Raw genomic sequence first — 15,444 nt, 5'->3', positions numbered from 1 at the left:
CCAACACTTCGACCGGGGACTCCTGCGACGCGGTGGACACCGGCGACGGGTTTGGGAGGAGCGGCGGACAGCTGCGGATCGAGAGGAACGTCTTCGCGAACATCGGCTCCTATAATGGCGGCTCGTGCCTTTCGGCGGCCGTGGGAAAGCAAACGACTCAACCCGCCTGGCGCGGAGACGGGTGGGTGGCGCGGGACAACGTGTGCCTGAACCTACAGGGCCTCCCCTGTCTGAGAACCATAGGGGGAGGCCTCAATTGGCGCCAGGAGCGGATCTGGGCCGTAAACAACGCCTGCGTCGGCGTCGATTCTCACGGCTTCCTCGGCATTCCCTACGCCTACCAGAACGAGATCATCAATTACGGAGCGGCTCGAGGATCCGGGGCGAGCGGCTTCCGCGGTCTCTACGAGGCCCACGGAAACGTGGTGTGGGGCGTGGGCCGAGAATCGACCTCGGATGATCCGTCCCAATCCGGCGCCAGCATCGGATTCAACCTCGACGTGGAGGCCAACTGGACCGGCACAACGTGGTCCCTGACCGACAACCTCTTTTTCGTCTCCGGGGCGGGCGTGCTCGCGTATTCCTGGTCGAGCTCGACCTATCCCGCGCTCGGGGACGCGCGCCTCTCCCACAATACGTTTCTCGGGAATCCCCGCGAGCCGCAAATCTTCCGGCAAGAAGCCTTCTTGGATCTCCACACGGAGCCGACCGGTTCGCGGGTCATCATCACGGACAATGTGTTCGATAGTTTTCCCGTCCCCGGATCCCGGGCGGGGGAAGGCTTCAATCAGGCGGGAGCCGACCTGGTGAATCGGAACGTGGTCCATTTCCCCAATGCTCCTTATTGGGGAGGTGTGCTCATCTCCCAGAATGACTATCCGGTGACCACCGGAATCGATCCCCTTGCTCTCCAACTCGCCGTCCAGCCCGGCTCCGGAGCCTGGACGGTCGCCACGACGGACGGAGACAAGCCGGGGCCACGATTCGCCGGGACTCTCCTCAACCGCCTTCCGGTTCGGCCTGCCGAGTTGCTGCCACCCGTGGACCCGGAAGGGGATGATCGAGACAGCGACGGCGACGGATTGATCGATCGCTGGGACAATTGCCCCGGCATCGCCAATCCCGGCTGGCAGGATGCGGACCATGACGGCCTGGGAGACGCGTGCGACCCTTGATCCTCCCCTTCGGGAAACGCCGGCGCTTCCTCGGGCGAGTCTTCTGCCTCGCGGTCTTCTTCGTTTCTCGCGCCGGAGCCGCCGAGTCTCCGCTGCCCTCGTTGAGGGCGCTGGTGCGGGCCCAAGGGGTCTCCGGCCGGGAGGAGGAGATTCGCAAGGAGATCCAGTCCAAGCTCCCCCGCGGCTCGAATTCCGAGACTGACAACCTCGGCAATCTGACCGTCGTTTACGGATCGGGCCGTCCTCTCCGCTTGTTCGTGGCGGCCATGGACGAGGTCGGATACGTCGTGAGCCGGATCCAGGAGGACGGCTACCTTCGGCTTCAACGTCTCGCGAGAGTTCCTCTCTCCCCGATCTTCGATCAATTTATCGTCGGGCAGCCGGTGCTGATCGGGACAGCCTCGCCGGGCCGCATGGTTCCGGGAGTCGCGGCGGTTCTTTCGACTCACCTGCAACGCGGGCGCCGGGCGGATCCCGACGCCGCCCGGCTGCCGGTCGACGAGGATCTGATCATCGACATCGGAGCCCGCAGCGCGCCGGCCGCGGCGGCGGCGGGAATCCGGATTCTCGCCCCCGTCACTCTGGAGAAGGATCTCTCGGTCCTGGCGGGAACGAGAGTCGTCGGTCCGGCGCTGGATGACCGCGCCGGGTGCCAGGCGCTTCTCGATCTGGCGGGTTTCGCCGGCGAGAATCCCGGAAGAGGCACCGTGGTCCTGGCTTGGACCGCGCAGAGCTGGGTGGGATCCCGCGGAGCGGAGAGACTGGCGCGCCGGTTCCAGCCGGATGAGGTGATCGTCCTCGATCTCTACGCCCCCGATCCTTCCGACCAGCCGGTCAGGAAGCCCGGAGGCGAGCTGGGGCAGGGGCCGTTGCTCGGGAAGAGCTCTCCCGAAGCGGGGGACGCCCGCGATCTCCAGGAACGAATGAGACAGGCGGCCCGGAAGGAGGGGATTCGAATCCAGGAGGTCGAATATGGGAGTCTTCACGAAGGGAGGCCTTTCCGGGGAGTTCCCGTGGTGGTCGCCGGAGTGCCGATCCGCTTCCCGGGAACACCGGTCGAGACGATCGACCTGAAGGATCTCGAAGCGCTTTCGAAGTGGCTCAAGCGATTCGTGGCGGAGGGCGAGTGAGGAGGATCCTTGCTGTCGCGATCGTGGCGGCCGTGGCGGCCGGGGCGCTGGGAGGGCTGGCAGCCGTGGAGGGAGCTCCCGCCAAAGCCGTGCGAACGTTCGACTTGCTCGAGCTTCTTTTGGAGACGCCGGGAGTATCGGGTCACGAAGGGCCGGTGCGGGAAGCGATTGTGGGCCTGCTTCCTTCCTGGGCTCGCGAGGCGTCGCGCGTGGATGAGAAAGGCAACCTCCTGGTGGCGGCCGGACAGGGAGGGAAACGGCTGCTGTTCGTCGCCCACATGGACGAGATCGGCTACGAGATCGCCTCGATCGAGCCGGACGGGACCGCCCGGGTCAGAAGCCGGGGAGGGTTCTTCAACACCTTGTTCGAAGGCCATGCCGTCGTCGTGAAGACCAAGTCGGGGGATCGGCAGGCGACGGTGCGTCCCCGCGAGGACTATCTCGCCGGAACCGTCGAGGGCGGCGCCCTGGTCGATACGAAGGTGATCGTCGATTTCGGGACGGGCGCCGCGCCGGAGACGGAGGCTTTGGGGGTGGCCCCGGGAGATCCCCTGACCATTCCGAAGAAATTCCGGCGGCTGGCGGGGGAGATGGGATCGGGAAGGAGCGTCGACGATCGCGCCGGATGCACCGCCCTGGTGGAGGCGGTGCGAAGGCTCGATCCGCGGCGCCTGAAAAACCGGATCATCTTCGCGTGGTCCGTGGAAGAGGAGATCGGCCTGCTCGGAGCCGAGGCGATCGCCCGGGAGAGCTCCTTCGAGGTCGTGTTCGCCGTGGACACCTTCGTCTCATCCGACTCTCCCCTGGAGAGAAAGGGGTTCGCCTTGGGCGTGCTCGGGCGCGGCCCTGTGGTGCGGGCGATCGATAACAGCAATCTGGCGCCCCCGCTTCTTGTGGATCGCGTCCACAGGATCGCCATGGGTCGTGGGATCCCGCTGCAAGTTGGCTTGACCCGGGGCGGCAACGATGGCTCGGTCTTCACCCCTTTCGGGGCAGCGGATGTTCCGATCTCCTGGCCGACCATTTACTCCCACTCGCCGGTGGAAGTGGTTCATGAGGGGGATCTTCGCAATCTTGGACGGCTGGTAGCTGCCTTGGCGGAGAGTTGGTAGGCGTCTCCCCCTGGCGCGGCTTGACAGCGCCGCTGAAAAAGCATACCGTGAGCCGGTTTTTCCTACATGTATCCACGTAAGTAGATACGCCCAGTAGGAGATAGGAGAAGATGATCGAATCGTCACCCCGCCCCGTTCGATTTCTTGTCATCGTCGGACTGACGCTCTCGATCCTTCAAGGGGAGTTCACGGGCGCCAGGGCCCAGTCGGGAGCGGCCGGCCCCGCTCCTCGGACCGCCTCGATCACGGGGCGCGTGTTCGGGTCGGATCGCACGACGCCGGTTCAAGGCGCTGTCGTGCGCGCCGTCCGCGGCAACGGCGCGCAGGTGTTTTCCAGCCTGCCCACCGACGAAAAGGGTGACTTTGCTCTACCGAGTATCGTGCCGGGGAGCTATGACATCGTCGTGGAGCTTCCCGACGGGGTCTACGTGGTCGAAAGAACCTTGAGCATTTCGGAGGCGCGAGCCTATACTCTTTCCCTCGCGGCAGTCCCCGCCGACAACGTGGAGAAGCACGTGGCGGCGGTGGACAAGCCCGTGAAGGGATACGCCTGGACTCTCGAAGGACGAGGACCCAAGGCGGGGGGCTTCTGGCGCACGCCCGGCGGGATCGCGATCATCGCCGGGGGGGTCGTCGGACTGGTAGCGCTTGCCGCAAGCGGCGGGGACAACAACGACAAAGGGAGCAACAGCACTCCCTGACCCGCCCTGAGACGATCGAGCCCGAATAGCAACTTTTTCCGATAAGCTCATCGCGAGCCATTCCTCCGCCCGCCGGCACCCAGGGGGAGTGTTTTCGTTTGGTGTGCCGGAGGTCCGCATGCGCGCCGTCTCAACCCTATGGAAGCTTCAATCGATCATCCTGGTGATGGCGCTTGCGCCGGGAGCTCCGGCCTGGGCCCAGGATCCGCAGCCCTCCCCTGACAAGCCGCCCCAGGTGGCCCCGCCCCCCGACGTTCCGCCCCCCGCCGCCAGTGAGAAAACGGAGGCGCCGGCGGCGGAGAAAAAGTCGGCGTCCGCGAAAACCGGCGCGGCGCTGCGAGGGAGGGTGCTCGGCTCGGACCGCAAGACGCCGGTCCCCGGCGCAGTGGTCCACGCCGTCCGGCCCGACGGGACGGTGAGCTCGTCCGCGCCGGCCGACGCGAGAGGGAATTACTTCCTCGAGGGAATTCCTCCGGGAACGTACAGCCTCGCCGTGTCGAAGGGGTCCGACGTCTATTCCCTGGAAAGCCCCATCGGAGTGACTTCGGCGCACACTTTTTCGGTGGATCTGGCCACCGTCCCGGCGACGGCCGCGACGCCGATCCCGGGGGTGGACGGGACGCCGCGAGGTTTCTGCTACATCGTGCAGGGAAAGAAGCCGGAAGGAACTTCATTCTGGAAAAGCCCGAAGGGGATCATCGTGCTCGCCTCCACGGCGGGGGCGATCGGGCTCATTCTGGCGGCGTCCGGGAAGAGCCACGACGAGGAAAGCCCCGTCAGCCCTTCGGTCCCCTGATCTCCTTCGACGCTCCCGTCCGGTCGGGTCGGGAGAGATCCTCCTCCTCATACGAAGCGTTGAAAATCGGCGAGAGATCTCCGTCCAGGATCTTCGCCGGCATGGAGCCTCGATCCACGATCACCTTGTTCCTTCCCCCCTCCTTCGCCCGGTAGAGCGCTTCATCGGCCGCCCGGGTGAGCTGCTCCTCCTCGCGGATCTCGCGGTTGGTGGGGACGGAGCTGATTCCCGCCGAGGTCGTCAAGCGGATGATCTGATCCTGGAAGCGGAAGAGGTGCTCTTCGGTCGCCTTGCGCACCCGCTCGGCGAAGATCGCGGCTTTGATGCCGTCGGTGCTGGGCAGGATCATCAGGAACTCCTCCCCGCCGTATCTCCCCACGATGTCGATCTCGCGGGCGTTGTCGACCAGGATCTCGCCGAACTGCCGGAGAATCGCGTCGCCGCAATCGTGTCCGTGACGATCGTTGATCTTCTTGAAGTGATCGAGATCCATCAGAATCAGCGACAAAGCGGTGCCATAGCGCATCGACCGCTTGAACTCTTCCGACAGGCGCTGCCGGAGGTGGCGATCGTTGTAGAGCTTCGTGAGGTCGTCGGTCACCGAGAGCCTCAAGAGCTGATCGTTGGCCTTCTGGAGCTGCTGGTTGGTCTCCTCGAGCGCCGTGTAGAGCCGCCGCTTTTCCAGCGCGGATTGGATCGTGGCGTCCAGCTCGTCCCAATGGAAGGGCTTCGTGACGAAGTCATCGACGCCGATCCGCAGGCATTCGACCTTGGCCGTGACGTCCCGCCGGACGGTCATGACGATGAGCGGGATGGTGCGTGTCTCGGGACTCTTCTTGAGAAGTCGGGCCAGCTCCAGGCCCTCCTCGGGAGGCAGGCGCAGATCCAGGAGGATCAAATCGGGCGGCGTGGATCGGATTTTCTCAAGCGCCTCGGTCGCGCCCCGGGCGAGAAGGATCTGGTGCCCTTGGAGGGCGAGCCATTGCCAGACGAGCTCGACGCTCTCCGCGTCGTCGTCCACGATGAGGATGCGCGTCTTTTTCGCTGCGGCGTCGGTCCCCATAAGCTCTGCCCGGCGCGCGCTCGATCGCGCGCGCTTCCTGTTCCGTCAAGGCCTCGAGAGAATCCGAACGACTCTCTGAGTGCGGAATTTGGCCTAATTATACGACGCAGGAACGGGACTGCCAATGCGAATCCCTCGTGAGAATCGGCTGAAATCCTTGCCAGTAAAGGGGAATGGAGAAGTGCCCGCCGTCCGGACGGCGTTGTTTTCTTGACAGTGAAGACGGAATCGTATCAGTGTCGGCGGCAAAGCGACGCCGCGCGGGCGTTGGGCCGCGTCATCCGGGAGGGGGCCAGGCCGGAGAGGCGGGGGTCGTCCCGGGTGGCTCCAGAGTCGAGGGCCGGGAGGTGGCCCGCAGGGTGCCCAGGATGCCGGCCGCCAGGGCCAGGACCGTCCCCAGCAGGAGTCCGGGCCCCGGATGGAACTCCTCGGTCCCCGCTCCCAGCCCGCGCAACATCGGCATCTGCTCCGAAAGTCCCGCCGCCGTCACCGGCACCAGGTTGAACAAGGCGTGCGAGATCATCGTCATGAAGATGGACTCGGTGCGCATGAGAAGCCAGCCGAGATAGATCCCGACGAGCGTCGCTCCGATGACCTGCCACGGCAGGATGTGGAAGGCTCCGAAGAAGAGCGCCGAGCCGAGGATGGCGGCCGTTCGACCATAGCCTTCCCGCAGACGATGCAGGAAGAGTCCGCGGAACATGAGCTCTTCGCTTACCGGGGCCGCCACCACCAGGAACAAGAAGACCCCGAGGAACCCGGGCAGGGTGTGATACTCCAGAGCCTCCCGGAACAGATCCTCGACCCATTCGGGCATCGGAAGGATCCTCTCGATCCACAGGTTCAAGGCCGCGGCGAGCAAAGCCAGGCACAAGGAAGAGAGCGCGACCCAGGGAAGAGCGCGCCAGGGAGGTCTTCGCAGAGAAAGGACGGCGGCCGGGCTCGAGCGCGTCGAACGGATTCCGAAGAACAGCACCACGCCGACCCCGACGACGTTCGGGGTCATGTTCGCCAGGGAGCGCAGCCAGGACCCGGGAGCCATCAGACCGTGCAGCGCCAGGCCCGCAATGAGGGTCGCGGTCAATATGGCGAGCCAGCCCGTGATCAGCCAGACGACGCATTCAACCCATGGATGGCGGGAGCGGAACGCCAACAGGGCGGAGATGAAGAGGTGAAGCAAGAGACCTCTCAGGCGGGTCTGGAGCGTGCTCTCAGACGGGAACGCGGGTGAGCCAGTCGGAGTATCGAGGGACCTGACCACGCACCACTCGCCCGTAGAGATCTCTCAGCCGGGCCGTGATCGGGCCGGACTTGCCGTTGCCAATCTGCCTCCGGTCGATCGATCCGACGGGGACGACCTGCGCCGCGGTTCCGACGAGAAACGCCTCGTCCGCGACGTAAAGCTCCGTGCGGTCGACCTGTCTTTCCTCCACCGCGAGGCCCTCGTCCCGGGCCAGCGTCCGCACCGCGTCCCGCGTGATCCCCTCCAGAAGGTTCCCCGAAATCGACGGCGTGATCAGGCGCCCGTCCCGCACGATGAAAAGGTTCATCCCGGCCGCCTCGGAGACGTGGCCATCCTCGTTCAGAAGGATCGCCTCGTCATAGCCGCAGCTTCGGGCCTCCGAGGCGGCCAGCGCGAGATTGACGTAGGATCCGTTCACCTTCGCGCGCCCCGGAATCGCATTGTCCTCCGTGCGCCGCCAGCTTGAAACCCCCAGCGCCAAAGGCCGGTCGTCCTCCAGGTACTTCCCAAAAGGAACCGTCACGATGACCAGATCGGACTCGTCGCTCAGATGGACCCCGATGCGCTCCGCCGATTTGTAGGCGATCGGCCTCACGTAGATGTCCTGCTGGAAGTGGTTGGCCTGCACCAAGTCGGTCGTGAGGCGGCAGAGTCCGTCCGCGTCGTGGCGCAGCGAGATCCCGATGATCCGGCAGCTGCGCTCCAGACGCACGTAATGCTCCCGCAGGCGGAAAAGGAGGACGCCGTCCCCTTCGGCGGAACGGTAGCCGCGGATCCCCTCGAACACCGCGGTGCCGTAAAGGAAAGCGTGACTCAGGACGCTGACGCGCGCGTCGGACAAGGGGACCTGACGTCCGCCGAAGTAGGCGACCAAGCCTTCTTTCTGCATGAAGCGCCTCCCTGTGGGAAACTCTAGACTAGCACACATCGAAGCGCCCGGCTCCGCCGTTTCTTCCACTTCCGCTTCCGCCGCCGCCTCTGGTAGAATACCGTCTCTATGAACTATCCAGCGCCGGTCAAGCTGATACGCAACGATTCCCGTTCCGCTGAGAAGCGCGGGCGGAGCGGGCCCCAGTCCGAGGAGATGCTGAAGTGCTCCTATCGGCCCCCGGACGCGGACTTCTATTGCTGGCGCTTCAAGCTCTGGTACAACTCGCTCGATTGCGCGTTCCGGACGAAGCACCGCTCCTTCGAAGGGTGCGCCCGCTGCAATCAGGGCGATTTCAATCTGAAAGCGCGCGCGCGCGACCTCCAGTCTCTGCGGTATCTGGGAGGCGCGAAACCCTGAGGGCCGCTGGAGGCCCGCCCGGATCTTCGCATCCTGTTCCGCCCGTCCTCGTCCCGCTCCCCGGGAAACGGGAAACTCCATGAAATGGACGATTCCGGTGTGGCTCGTCGGAGTCCTTTCCCTCGCCTGCTCCCGCGAACCGGCGCCCGCTCCTTCCCACGGAGACTCCGCTTCCGCCGCGCCGCGCCGGGCGGCGCTCCGGGTCGTCTTCGATGACCGGGCCGCGGCTTCGGGGCTCGACTTCCTGCACGTCAACGGCGCATTCGGGATGAAGTGGCTTCCGGAGACGATGGGCTCGGGGGCAGCGTTCCTCGACTACGACGGCGACGGCGATCAGGACTTGTTCCTCGTCAACGGCAAGGAATGGCCCGGTCACGCCCGCGGCAAGAAAGCCACCCAGGCGATGTTTCGCAACGACGGGAAGGGAACCTTCACCGACGTGACGCGCGCCGCCGGCCTGGACATCGAGTATTACGGGATGGGGGCCGCCGCCGGGGACGTGAACAACGACGGATCGATTGACCTGTTCCTGACGGGCCTCGGCCCGAGCCGGCTCTTCCTGAACCGCGGGAACGGCACCTTCGTGCCGGCTCCGTTCCCGGCGCTGGAGGCTCCGCAATGGGGGACGAGCGCCGCGTTCCTCGATTACGACGGGGACGGCGATCTCGATCTTTTCCTTTGCAGCTACGTCCACTGGACGCCCGCCGAAGATCTCTATTGCACCCTGGATGGAAAGACCAAGTCGTATTGCACTCCAGAGTCCTACGCCGGAACCAAGAGCCGGCTCTTCAGGAACGACGGGAAAGGAGGGTTCGGGGACGTCTCCGAGGAGGCGGGCATCCTGGTGGGAAAAGGCAAGTCGCTCGGCGTCGCGGTCCTCGATTTCGACGAGGATGGACGACCCGACATCGCCGTCGCCAACGACACCCAGCCCAATCTCCTGTTCCACAATCTGGGAGACGGGAGGTTCGAGGAGCGCGGCGTGGAGACGGGGATGGCGTTCAGCGAGAGCGGGGTGGCGCGCGGCGCGATGGGGATCGATTCGGCCGATTATCGGAACGCCGGTCCGGAGAGTCTCCTCATCGGGAATTTCTCCAATCAGATGCTGGCGCTCTACCACAACACGCAGGGGATTTTCATCGACAAGGCGCCCGCTTCGACCTTGGGCCGGGCCAGCCTCCTCTTCCTCGCTTTCGGGCTGTTCTTCTTCGACTACGATCTCGACGGACAATCCGACATCCTGGTCGCGAACGGTCACGTCGAGGACGACATCCAGGCGGTCCAGGAACAGGTCACCTACGCGCAGCGCCCGCTTCTGTTCCGGAACCTGGGCGACGGGAACTTCGAGGAGACGGGGCTGCAGAGCGGTCCGGGAATGTCGCGGCCGGTGGTCGGCCGCGGCGCCGCCTACGCCGACGTGGACGGGGACGGAGACCTGGACGCCCTGATCGCCGTCAATCATGGCCGGCCCCTTTTGTTGATCAACCAGGGGGGGAGCCGGCATCACAAGATCCGGCTGACGGCCGTGGGCACGAGATCGAATCGCAGCGGCATCGGAGCCCGCTTCGAGGTGCGGGTCGGTAAAGCCCTCCAGAGACGTTGGGTGAAGAGCGGCTCCTCGTATTGCTCCCAGAGCGAGCTTCCCGTGACGTTCGGGCTGGGCGACGCGCCCCGGGCCGATTCGGTGGAAGTCGTCTGGCCCGGCGGCGCCCGCGAATCCTTGGGCGCCCTGGAGGCCGAGAAGAGCTACGTCGTCCAGGAAGGACAAAAGGTCGTGTCCTCCCGGAGCCTCGCTCCGGGCGATTGAGAAGAAGAGTGTTCGATCTGATCCTGCGGAACGGCGAGGTGGTCGACGGGACGGGAGCGCTCCGATTCGCGGCCGACGTCGCTGTCCGGGGCGACCGGATCGCCGCGATCGCCCCCGCCATTCCGGCGAAAGGCAGCCTCGAGATCGACGTCCGAGGGCGGATCGTCTGTCCCGGCTTCGTGGATCTTCATTCCCATTCCGATCTCCTGTTTACCCTGCCGGCGGCGGCACAGCGAAGTCTGCTCGGCGGGCGTCTGGCTCAGGGCATCACCACGGAGCTCGCCGGGAATTGCGGATACGGGCCGGCGCCCGTGGTTCCGGAGCGCCTGCCGCTTCTCCAGAAGATCAACGGCTTCATCGCGCCCGAAGGGGTCGATTGGCGCTGGCGCTCGTTCGCCGATTACCTTCGAGTGGTGGAGGCGGGAAGGCCGCTGCTGAACGTGGGAGCCCTGGTGGCTCATGGCGCCGTCCGGGTGGCGGCCATGGGCATGAAGCCGGATCCTCCCGCCCGCGACGAGCTCGGGGCCATGGAGCGCCACGTTCGGGACGCGATCGAGGAGGGAGCCTACGGCATCTCGTACGGGCTGATCTATCCCCCCGGCCAGTTCGCGCGGACCGACGAACTGGTCGCCACCGCGCGCGCGGCTGGCGCCGCCGGAGGATTCGCCGCCTTCCACCAGCGGGGAAGCGGCGCGAGCACCTGCATGGAGGCCGTCGAGGAGATCCTCGAGGTGGGCCGCCGCAGCGCCTGCCCGGTCCATCATTCCCACGAGGAGTCCGTCGGTCCCGACGCCTGGAAGATGGTCGATGCGATCATCCGGCGCGAGGAGACGGCGCACCGTCAGGGGATCGCTCTTTCCATGGACGTGATCCCGTACACCTGGGTCTGCACGACGATGCTGGCCATCTATCCGCCCTGGGCGCTGCAAGGGGGGGTCGACGCGTTCCTGGATCGATTGCGGGACCCGCTTCTCCGGGCGCGCATGAAGCGGGAAATCGGCACGGCGGTTCCGTCCTGGCCCCCTTGGGAAGGGGACGGGTGGATCATGAACCTCGTCCGGGAGGTCGGATGGAATCGAATCCACGTGGGACACGTCAACGGCCGCCGAAACCAGGGAGCCTTGATGAAGAACCTCGAAGAGCTGGCGGCCCTGAGAGGCACCGATCCCTTCGAGGCGGTCTCCGACCTCATGCTGGAGGAGGGGGGAATCGTCACGCAGCTGATTTTCGGGATTTCCGGCGACCAGGACGACGATGCGCCGTTGGTTCCTTTCCTCGCCCACCCGACGCGGGCGCTCGTCAGCGACGCCTGGGACATCGGCAAGGGCTCCCCCCATCCCGGCGCCTACGGCGCGTTTCCCAGAGTCCTGGGTCATTACGTGGCGGAGCGTGGAATCCTCACGCTGGAGGAGGCGGTTCGCAAGATGACTTCGCTCCCCGCGTCGAGGATGGGCCTGAGGCGGCGGGGAGTCGTGCGCCAGGGGGCCTTCGCGGATCTGGTGGTTCTGGATCCGCGTCGAATCCGGGAGCGGGCGACGTGCGCCGATCCCCGCGTCTTTCCGGATGGGATCGAGCAGGTCTTCGTCAACGGAAAGGGCGCCGTCCGGGACGGCCGGCTCACCGGCGAAACGGCGGGGCGCGTGCTTCGCAGGGGGACGGAATGACGGTTTTCCGCTCGGCGCGCTTGCGCCTCGCGCTCCTGCTTTGGTCCCTCGCGGCGGTCCTGGCTTGCGGCCGGCGGGAAAGCGGCCATCCTTCCTGGCTGGTGAAGCCCGCGGTCCGCGCGGGCGTCGACTTGGAACAGGTCTTCCGCCACAACAACCTGGGCGCGGCCCACATGGAGCAGCACCATTACGGGGAGGCGGCCAAGGAATTCGAGAGTGTCACCGCCGCGGTGCCCGGATGGGCGGAGGGACATTACAACCTCGGCGTCGCCGCCTTGAACCTGCACGACAACGCCCGGGCTGAGGAGGAATTCAAGAAAGCTTTGAAAGTCTCCCCCGGGCATCCCTACGCCCACTATTCCCTGGGGCTTGCCTTGAAGCAGGACGGCAAGACCGAAGAAGCGATGGCCGAATTCAAGAAAGTGCTCGAAACGGATCCGGACGATCCGGACACCCATTACAACCTCGGGCTTCTTCATGCGAGGAACGGGCAGCATCGGGAAGCCGTCGACGCGTTGCGCAAGACGCTCGCGATCCAGCCCGCCAACGTCTCCGCGCGGTTCCGGCTCGCCTCTTCGCTGCTGGCCCTGGGAAGAAAAGAGGAAGGCGATCGCGAAATGGCGGAGTTCCGGCGGTTGAACGGCAGCGCCGCCGCCGTTTCGATGGGACTCCAGTACAGCGAGCAGGGCAAGTATTCGTTCGCGTTGACCGATTACCGCGTCTTTGGCGTTCCCCGGCCCGGCAGATCGACCGCGAAGATCTTCTTCGAGCCGATACTCACCGGACAGGAGGCCGCGCGGCCTCCGGAAGAGGGCCGGGGCGGGACGGGCGCCGCGGGCGGCGAAGCGCTCTGCTCCCACGGCCCGGCCGTCGCAATCGCCGACGTGGATGACGACGGCGACGAGGACCTTTTCGTCCCGGGTTGCGGGCCGGAGGGGGGCAAGTCGATCCTCTGGCGCAACGACGGCTCGGGACGGCTCGAAGATAAGACGGCCGGTTCCGGCCTGGAGACGGACGGTCCCTGGATCGGGGCGGCCTTCGGAGACTACGACAACGACGGACATCCCGACCTCTACGTCACCGGGATCGACGGAAACCGCCTCTACCGGAATCGCGGCGCCGGCACGTTCGCCGACGTGACGGGCGAAGCGGGCGTCGGAGGCGGGGGGATTTCCCTCTCTCCCGCGTGGGGGGACGCCGACCACGACGGCGATCTCGACCTCGTCGTTCCGCGTTTCAAGAAGCCCGGTGACGCGGCAGGGCCTCCTCTTCTTTTCTATAACAACAACGGCAATGGAACGTTTCGCGAGGTGGCGGCGGAAAAGCGCGTGGAGCGCCCGCTCTCCGCGGTCTCGGTCGCCTTCTCCGACCTGGACGACGATCGGGATCTGGACTTCGTGGTATCCACGACGGCGGGCCCCGTCGTCCTCTTCAGCAACGATCGGATCGGCACCTTTACGGCGCGCGGCGCCGAATCGGGCCTGCCGGGCCAGGGGCGAGGGGACGGGGCGACGCTTGCCGACCTGGACGGCGACGGCTGGACCGACCTGTTCTTGCCCCGAACCGGCTGGTTCAAGAATCTGGAGGGGGGAAAGTTCGAGGCCGGCTCCGGCATCGCCCCCGATGCCGCGGCCCTGGGCTCGGCGGCCGTCGACGTCGACAACGATGGTGATCTCGATCTCGTGGTGGCGGGGAAGACCGTCCGTCTGATCCGCAACGAAGCGCCGGGTCGGTTCGTGGAAGCAACGGAAGGATCGGGTCTCGACAAGCTGCCCCCCGCCGAGTGGCGTGGCGTGGCGGCCGCCGATCTGGATCTCGACGGGGACGCCGACCTGATCCTGGGCCGTCATGGCGCGGCCCCAGCGCTCCTGCGCAACGAAGGCGGCAATCTCAACAGTTGGCTGCGGATTCGGACGGTCGGCCTTCACTCCAACCGCCAGGGCGTGGGGACGAAGGTGGAGGTCCACGCAGGCTCCAGCTTCCAACGGCGCGAAGTCCGCCTCGGGAACGGCTATCTCAGTCAGGAGTCGGCGGCCCTCGCCTTCGGTCTGGGCAGCCGGAAGCTCGTGGATTTCGTCCGTCTGATCTGGCCTCTCGGCGTCCTCCAATCGGAGCTGGAAGTGAGCCCGGGGCGGACCCTGGAGATCCGCGAGCTGGACCGGAAGGGATCCTCATGTCCCCTGCTGTTCGCCTGGAACGGCAAGAGATTCGAGTTCATCACCGACTTCCTGGGGGTGGGAGGCCTCGGGTTCTTGATCAAGCCGGGAGTCTACGGGCCCCCCGATCCCGACGAGTACCTGAAGATCGATTCGGCCCAGCTCCGGGAGCGTGACGGATTCCTCCTGCTCCAGCTTCTGGAGAACCTGGAGGAAGTAAGCTATCTGGACGAGGCCAAGCTCTGGGTCGTGGACCATCCCGTGGAGAGCGCCATCGACCCGAACGAGCGCTTTGGGGGGGGAGGACCTCCTCCCTTCGCCCTCTTCTCCCATCGGAAGCCCATCTTGCCCGTGTCGGCGCGGGATGACGATGGGCGGCCGGCTCTCCCTGCGATCGTGAAAATCGATCGGACCTATCCCGATCATTTCCCGGTCCTGGATCGGCTGCCCGGCTATGCTGAAACCCACTCGCTGACTGTGGATTTCGGCGAGGCGGTCCGAGGCAAGAAGAACCTCGTCCTCTTCCTGTATGGATGGGTCGATTACGGCTACTCTTCCAGCAATCTGGCCGCGTCACAGGCTGGCATCGAGCCGATTTCACCGCGTCTCGAGATCGTGGGGGACGGAGGAGAGTGGGAGACCCTCGTCGAGGACATGGGCTATCCGGCGGGACTGCCGCGGATGATGACCGTCGATTTGCGGGATCACGGCCCTTTCTCGGACGGACGGTTCCGGATCACCACCAACCTGCGCGTCTACTGGGACCAGATATTTCTCTCCGAGGTGGAGAAGGACCCCCCCCTCAAGATCACCAAGCTGCCCCCGGCCTTCGCCGACCTGCACAGCCGCGGCTATCCACGGGAGCATTCGCCGGATGGAAAGCAGCCCTTGCTCTACGACTACTCTTTGATGGATCGGAGCTTCACCTTCCGGAACATGGCGGGCTCCTATACCCGGCTGGGTACGGTTTCCGGGCTCCTCCAGGATGCGGATGATCGATTCGTGATCTTCGGAAGGGGCGAAGAGGTGACCCTGAAGTTCAGAACCGCGGGACTCCCCGCGCTCCCCAAAGGATGGAAGCGCGATTTCGTCCTCTACGTCAACGGCTACTGCAAAGACATGGACCCCAACACGGCGTTCCCCGACACAGTCGAGCCCCTCCCGTTCCACGGGATGTCGGGCTATCCCTATCCGGAGGGGGAGCACTATCCGGACGATGCGGCCCACCTCGAGTATCTGAAGAAGTTTAACACTCGGAAAATCAGTGGACGGCCCTGACGCAGCGCCTGATTCGAGAGGGGTTTGGGAG

General features: G+C 65.6%; 12 protein-coding genes. 9 read left to right on the top strand and 3 right to left on the bottom strand.

The window, feature by feature from the left end; genetic code table 11:
* From VGR67_01425 to VGR67_01405, 5 genes are all read left to right on the top strand, one after another.
* Positions 1–1,175, top strand: a 1,175-nt coding sequence (locus tag VGR67_01425; GenBank protein HEV8335063.1) for a hypothetical protein, incomplete at its 5' end; no start/stop codon positions are given.
* Positions 1,163–2,305, top strand: coding sequence for a hypothetical protein (locus tag VGR67_01420; protein HEV8335062.1), 1,143 nt, complete (start codon positions 1,163–1,165; stop codon positions 2,303–2,305). The genes VGR67_01425 and VGR67_01420, both read left to right, overlap by 13 nt.
* Positions 2,302–3,417: a M28 family peptidase gene (locus VGR67_01415; GenBank protein HEV8335061.1), complete on the top strand. Its 1,116-nt coding sequence runs from the start codon at positions 2,302–2,304 to the stop codon at positions 3,415–3,417. The genes VGR67_01420 and VGR67_01415 overlap by 4 nt, the downstream gene beginning before the upstream one ends.
* A gap of 110 nt (positions 3,418–3,527) precedes the next feature.
* Positions 3,528–4,118 (top strand): carboxypeptidase-like regulatory domain-containing protein, encoded by a 591-nt coding sequence (locus VGR67_01410; GenBank protein ID HEV8335060.1) that lies wholly within the window; start codon positions 3,528–3,530, stop codon positions 4,116–4,118.
* Between the two features lie 118 nt (positions 4,119–4,236).
* A complete protein-coding gene (locus VGR67_01405) occupies positions 4,237–4,914 on the top strand; it encodes a carboxypeptidase-like regulatory domain-containing protein (protein ID HEV8335059.1) in 678 nt (225 codons plus the stop codon).
* Here VGR67_01405 and VGR67_01400 read toward each other — a convergent pair.
* The 3 genes from VGR67_01400 to VGR67_01390 form a co-directional block, all read right to left on the bottom strand.
* A complete protein-coding gene (locus VGR67_01400; GenBank protein ID HEV8335058.1) occupies positions 4,895–5,977 on the bottom strand; it encodes a diguanylate cyclase in 1,083 nt (360 codons plus the stop codon). The two genes, VGR67_01405 and VGR67_01400, sit on opposite strands and share 20 nt — an antisense overlap.
* Before the next feature lie 277 nt (positions 5,978–6,254).
* The gene (locus VGR67_01395; GenBank protein ID HEV8335057.1) at positions 6,255–7,157 is read right to left on the bottom strand and encodes a CPBP family intramembrane glutamic endopeptidase; all 903 of its coding nucleotides are present in this window, start codon (positions 7,155–7,157) and stop codon (positions 6,255–6,257) included.
* Positions 7,158–7,188: 31 nt separating this feature from the next.
* On the bottom strand, positions 7,189–8,109 hold the full coding sequence (locus VGR67_01390) for a branched-chain amino acid transaminase (protein ID HEV8335056.1): 921 nt from the start codon (positions 8,107–8,109) through the stop codon (positions 7,189–7,191).
* Positions 8,110–8,217: 108 nt separating this feature from the next.
* Between VGR67_01390 and VGR67_01385 the strand changes: the two genes are divergently transcribed.
* The 4 genes from VGR67_01385 (at position 8,218) to VGR67_01370 (ending at position 15,413) form a co-directional block, all read left to right on the top strand.
* Positions 8,218–8,508, top strand: a complete 291-nt coding sequence (locus VGR67_01385) for a hypothetical protein (GenBank protein ID HEV8335055.1) — start codon at positions 8,218–8,220, stop codon at positions 8,506–8,508.
* Positions 8,509–8,587: 79 nt separating this feature from the next.
* On the top strand, positions 8,588–10,315 hold the full coding sequence (locus tag VGR67_01380; protein ID HEV8335054.1) for a CRTAC1 family protein: 1,728 nt from the start codon (positions 8,588–8,590) through the stop codon (positions 10,313–10,315).
* Between the two features lie 8 nt (positions 10,316–10,323).
* The gene (locus VGR67_01375; GenBank protein HEV8335053.1) at positions 10,324–11,979 is read left to right on the top strand and encodes an amidohydrolase family protein; all 1,656 of its coding nucleotides are present in this window, start codon (positions 10,324–10,326) and stop codon (positions 11,977–11,979) included.
* Positions 11,976–15,413 (top strand): FG-GAP-like repeat-containing protein, encoded by a 3,438-nt coding sequence (locus VGR67_01370; protein ID HEV8335052.1) that lies wholly within the window; start codon positions 11,976–11,978, stop codon positions 15,411–15,413. The genes VGR67_01375 and VGR67_01370 overlap by 4 nt, the downstream gene beginning before the upstream one ends.
* The last annotated feature ends 31 nt before the right edge of the window (positions 15,414–15,444 follow it).

This window comes from Candidatus Polarisedimenticolia bacterium (genome assembly GCA_036004685.1).
Lineage (GTDB): Bacteria > Acidobacteriota > Polarisedimenticolia > Gp22-AA2 > AA152 > DASYRE01.
Note: the sequence above shows the minus strand (reverse complement) of the source record. Positions and strands in the feature narration are given on the sequence as shown.

Excerpts from the sequence above, each read along its gene's own strand:
- VGR67_01410 (HEV8335060.1), top strand. The coding sequence starts at position 3,528 with ATGATCGAATCGTCACCCCGCCCCGTTCGATTTCTTGTCATCGTCGGA.
- VGR67_01405 (HEV8335059.1), top strand. The coding sequence starts at position 4,237 with ATGCGCGCCGTCTCAACCCTATGGAAGCTTCAATCGATCATCCTGGTG.
- VGR67_01400 (HEV8335058.1), bottom strand. The coding sequence starts at position 5,977 with ATGGGGACCGACGCCGCAGCGAAAAAGACGCGCATCCTCATCGTGGAC.
- VGR67_01390 (HEV8335056.1), bottom strand. The coding sequence starts at position 8,109 with ATGCAGAAAGAAGGCTTGGTCGCCTACTTCGGCGGACGTCAGGTCCCC.
- VGR67_01385 (HEV8335055.1), top strand. The coding sequence starts at position 8,218 with ATGAACTATCCAGCGCCGGTCAAGCTGATACGCAACGATTCCCGTTCC.
- VGR67_01380 (HEV8335054.1), top strand. The coding sequence starts at position 8,588 with ATGAAATGGACGATTCCGGTGTGGCTCGTCGGAGTCCTTTCCCTCGCC.
- VGR67_01370 (HEV8335052.1), top strand. The coding sequence starts at position 11,976 with ATGACGGTTTTCCGCTCGGCGCGCTTGCGCCTCGCGCTCCTGCTTTGG.